The organism is Cellulomonas septica, from assembly GCF_012396155.1.
Classification (GTDB): domain Bacteria; phylum Actinomycetota; class Actinomycetes; order Actinomycetales; family Cellulomonadaceae; genus Cellulomonas; species Cellulomonas septica.
This window is the reverse complement of the sequence record NZ_JAAXOY010000291.1, coordinates 1-4,354: the sequence shown is the minus strand read 5'-3', so window position 1 is coordinate 4,354 and position 4,354 is coordinate 1. Positions and strand designations below refer to the sequence as shown.

Sequence of the window (4,354 nt, the reverse complement as noted above, 5' to 3'; positions counted from 1 at the left end):
AGGTAGAGCGTCGACGCGTCCGAGGGCGGCACGGTCGGCGTCGGCGTCGGCGTGGGCGTCGGCTTCGGCGTGGGCGTGACCGTCGGCGTGGGTGTCGGGGTCGGCGTCGGGGTCGGGGTGACCGTCGGCGTCGGGGTGGGCGTCGTCGTCGGACCGCCCGGCGCGTTGCCGCCGCTCCACGTGTGCGCACCCGACGTGACGGTCCGCCCGGCCGGCACGCGCAGCGTCGTGCCGTCGGAGAACCGCACGGTGAGCGTCGTCGCGGTGACGTTCGACGCCACGTACGTCCGGCCGCCCGACCCGCGGAACACCGCGGCCAGCGGGTGGTCGGCGCGGACCGTCGCGTCGAGCGTGCCGAGCGCCGCCAGGTTGGCGACCCAGTGGTACGTGTGCGCCCGCGACTCGCCCTCCTCGACCGTGTAGCCGGGGTTCGCCTGGAGCTCGCGGAGTGCCGCAGGACCGTCGCCGAGCGCGAGGTAGCTCCACAGGATGTCCTGCCAGACGGTCGGCGGCCCGCCGTTGGCGCGGACGAGCTCGGCGTAGTTGGCGCGCACGTCGTCGGGACGCAGCCCGAGGTAGAGGTGCCCGCCGGTGATGGGCAGGGTGTTGATGCCCTGGATCATCTCGGCCTCGCCGCTGAACCAGGTCGCGTACGCCCCGCCGTCGCCCCAGATCATGCCGACGGTGCTGTGCCCGAACCCGTCGGGGATCGCCCCGGCGCGGTCGAACCAGTACTCCTGGATCGCGGCGGCCTGCGTCGCGTAGAGGTACGCGCCGGCGTCGCGCACGGACTGCCGGCCCGTGGCCTCGCCCCACTGGACGAGCGCCGCGGCGAAGTTCATGCCCTCGGAGCTCGACTCCTGGTTGTTGCCGGCCGCGAAGGCGCCGTGACCCGACGCCCAGTCGTGCCCGGCGTAGGGGTCGAAGTCGCGCAGGAACGGGAACCGCTTCTCCGACCGGTCGTAGCCGTTCGCGTCGCGCACGAGCACGTCGACCATGCCCCCGTAGTCGGCCGCCCACTGCGGGTCGAACCGGGCGAGCGTCGCGGCGGCCGCCACGTAGTAGCCGTAGTGGAAGTGGTGGTCGTTGAGCTCGGTGTCGGAGCCGTACGACGCGGGGTAGCCGATGAGCGTGCCCCAGCGCGCGTCGTAGGCGAAGACGCGCTCGGTCTTCCCGCCGGTCGCGGTGAACCAGTCGGTGAGCGTCGTGCGCATCGCGCGGAGCGTACGGTCGCGCACGTCGGTGCGGCCGAGCTGGTCGGCGATCTCGGCGATGCGGGCGGCCCGGCCGAGCGCCTTGCCGGTCCAGTAGGTGTCGGCGCGCAGGACGCCGAGGTCGTCCGTCGCGGCCTCGTCGAGCAGCGCGTCGAGCCGGTCGCGCGCGGCACCGGTCGACGTCGCGACCGCGGGGACCTCGGGGAGGATCCCGGTGAACGGCGTGGTCGTGGTGAACGCCGTCGCACCCGTGTACGCCGTCATCGCGCCGCGCGGCGACACGTAGGTGCCGAGGGTGCCCGTCGAGCCCGGGCCCGTCGTCGCCGTGACGTAGCGCTGCTGGTGCGGGTACAGCGCGACGACCGTGCCGCGCGACTGGCCCTGCAGCGGCGTGGTCGTGAGCGCGTACGTCGTGCGGACGCGCGACGCACCCTCGTCGTAGGACCACGACACGCGGGAGTCGGTGACCTCGTCGAACGCGTACGGCGCGAGGGCACGGGCCTGGGCGGCGCGCTGCGCGTCGGTCGACCCCGACGCGGTCGTGAGCGCGGCGACCGCGAGGAAGCCTCGGCCCGCGAGCCCGCTGGTCAGCGTCGTGCCCGACACCTGCCACGACGCACCGCTCGGCGCGTAGGCGACGTAGTCGCTGCCCCCCGCGGTGAAGCCGAGCGTGGACCCGTCGCGCAGCCAGACGCGCAGGTCGGCGGCCGCGGTCAGCACGGCGTCGCCCCCGGTCAGGTGGTACCAGCTGATCGGCAGGCCGTGCCCGATCGTGGCGCGCAGGCGCTTGCCCCCGCTCGCCCACGACGGGGTCACGGTCCAGTCGCTCCAGTCCGCGACCTCGACCACGGGCGCGCGCAGGCCGGAGACGCCGACCAGCACGTCCTGGCGGTACGGGTAGTGGAACTCGCCGACGCCGCCGGGCGTGCCGGACACGACGGTGTCACGTGTCACCGAGAGCCCGAGACCGGCCTCCGTCGGCTGGTACGACACGGGGTGGGCGTGCAGCGGCTCGGACGCCGTGCAGTTCCACCGCTTGAACAGCAGCGAGGACCACCAGTCGTTCGTCGGCAGCGGCCCGGTGGGCGCGTCGTCCGTGAGGTACACGCGCGGGTCCGCCTCCAGGGCGTCGCAGCCCTCCGGCGTCGGCCCCGGCGGCGACGTGAGATAGCTCCCCCGCCCCACGGGCACCGTGTCGGCCGCGGTGGCGGCCGGCGCGACGACGACGGAGCCGGCCAGCAGGCCGGCGGCGATGAGGACCAGTGCGGTCGACCCCGGACGACGCCGGGTTGGTGATGTGCTCATGTCAGCCCCTCTGGGCAGGGGTGAGCGGCACGACGTCGTGCGGCAGCCCCCTGCGTGACCGGCCGGCCGCTCCGTTGCGACCCGCCGCCACCGCTCCCCGCGCGGCCCCCTCTGGACGCGCTCGGTGTGAGAGCGGTGTCAGGAAACCGTAACCCCGGGTCACACGCCCGGCACGCCGGGTACGACGACGGCCCGGCCGCGGGGTCTCCCCTGCGGCCGGGCCGTCGTCGTCCTCGCTCGTCAGCGTCGCGCCGGACCCGTGCGGGCCGCACGACGCCGCGGGCGTCAGGCCTCGGCGGTCGCCGACTGCTCGGCGGCGGCGATCTTCTCGCGCACCTCGTCCATGTCGAGGTCCTTCACCGCGGCCACGACCTTCTCGAGCAGCGGGCCCGGCAGGGCGCCGGACTGCCGATAGACCGGCACGCCCTCGCGGAAGGCCATGATCGTCGGGATCGCGGAGATCTGGAGCTGCGCCGCGATGAGCTGCTCGGCCTCGGTGTCGACCTTGCCGAACACCACGTCCGGGTGCCCCTCCGACGACTTCTCGAAGATGGGGCCGAACATCTTGCACGGTCCGCACCACTCGGCCCAGAAGTCGATGAGCACGATGTCGTTCTCGTTGATGACCTGGCCGATCGTCTCGGCCGTCAGCGTGGTCGTCGCCACGTGGCACCTCCTGGTTGTCAGGTCCGCCACGTAGAGCGCGTACGCCCCGGCCGATATTCCCGGTGCCGCCACGACCACCCGGGCGCGCGCGCCTGGCCGCGACCGCCCGCGGCTCGGGGTAGAACTGCACCGTGACCGACACCGCCGAGTTCCCTCCCGGACCCGAGCGCCCCGCGGGCTGGCTCAGCCCCGAGCGCATCGCCAAGGTCCGCTCGCAGATCCCGATCCTCTACGTCGACGCCGTGCCCGTGCGCGTCGACGACTCGGGCGACGTGGTCGCCGTCGGGCTGCTGCTGCGTGTCACGCCCGAGGGCGTGATGTCGCGCGCGCTGGTCAGCGGCCGGGTCATGTACCACGAGCGGGTGCGCGACGCGCTCGTGCGGCACGTCGAGAAGGACCTGGGCCCCGTCGCGCTCCCGCAGATCCCGGCGTCGCCGCAGCCGTTCACCGTCGCCGAGTACTTCCCGACGCCCGGCGTGACGCCGTACCACGACCCCCGCCAGCACGCGGTGTCGCTGTCCTACGTCGTGCCCGTGCTCGGCGACTGCCGGCCGCAGCAGGACGCCATCGACCTCGCGTGGCTCACGCCCGAGGAGGCGTGCGCCGAGCAGGTGCAGGTCGAGATGAACGGCGGCCAGGGGCTGCTGCTGCGCCAGGCGATGGCGCACGTCGGCCGCCTGCCCTGACCCTCCGCGCCCGCGGGCTCAGCCGAGCGTGAGCTCCGGCCAGTCCGCGAGGTCCGCGCGCATCCGGCGGTCGTGCGTCGCGACGACGACCGCCGCCGACGTGAGCCGCAACGCGTCGGTGAGCTCGTCGACCAGCCCGACGGACAGGTGGTTCGTGGGCTCGTCGAGGATCAGCAGGTGCGGCGCGGCGAGCAGCGCGCACGCGAGGTCGAACCGGCGGCGCTGTCCGACGGAGAGCTCGCGCAGCGGCCGCTCGAGGTCCTCCTCGCTCAGCAGGCCCAGCGCGGCGACGGGCACGAGCTGCTCGGGGTCGATGCGACCGGCCTCGAGCAGGTCGAGCGCGTGCCGTGCGTACGCGTCGAACGCGCTCGGCGACGACCCGTCGGCGGCCGCCGGGGCGGCGTGCTCGGTCGGTCCCTCCTGCGCCAGCACGCCCAGCCGGGCCCCCGGCGCGAGCACCCGGGTCCCGCGGTCGAGCGCGAC

General features: G+C 74.5%; 4 protein-coding genes. 1 reads left to right on the top strand and 3 read right to left on the bottom strand.

Annotation, left to right across the window (positions count from 1 at the left end; translation table 11 throughout):
- Together HGA02_RS11775 and trxA are read right to left on the bottom strand one after the other, a co-directional pair.
- On the bottom strand, window positions 1-2,519 hold a 2,519-nt coding region (locus tag HGA02_RS11775; protein WP_168679169.1), incomplete at its 3' end, for a glycosyl hydrolase.
- 285 nt (window positions 2,520-2,804) lie between these two features.
- Window positions 2,805-3,185: a thioredoxin gene (gene trxA, locus HGA02_RS11770; protein ID WP_168679168.1), complete on the bottom strand. Its 381-nt coding sequence runs from the start codon at window positions 3,183-3,185 to the stop codon at window positions 2,805-2,807.
- 131 nt (window positions 3,186-3,316) lie between these two features.
- On the opposite strand from trxA, the gene HGA02_RS11765 reads away from it, so the two are divergent.
- Entirely contained in the window at window positions 3,317-3,871 is a 555-nt protein-coding gene (locus tag HGA02_RS11765) for a DUF4916 domain-containing protein (RefSeq protein ID WP_168679167.1), read from the top strand.
- Window positions 3,872-3,889: 18 nt separating this feature from the next.
- On the opposite strand, the gene HGA02_RS11760 is transcribed toward HGA02_RS11765, so the two are convergent.
- On the bottom strand, window positions 3,890-4,354 hold a 465-nt coding region (locus HGA02_RS11760; protein ID WP_168679166.1), incomplete at its 5' end, for an AAA family ATPase.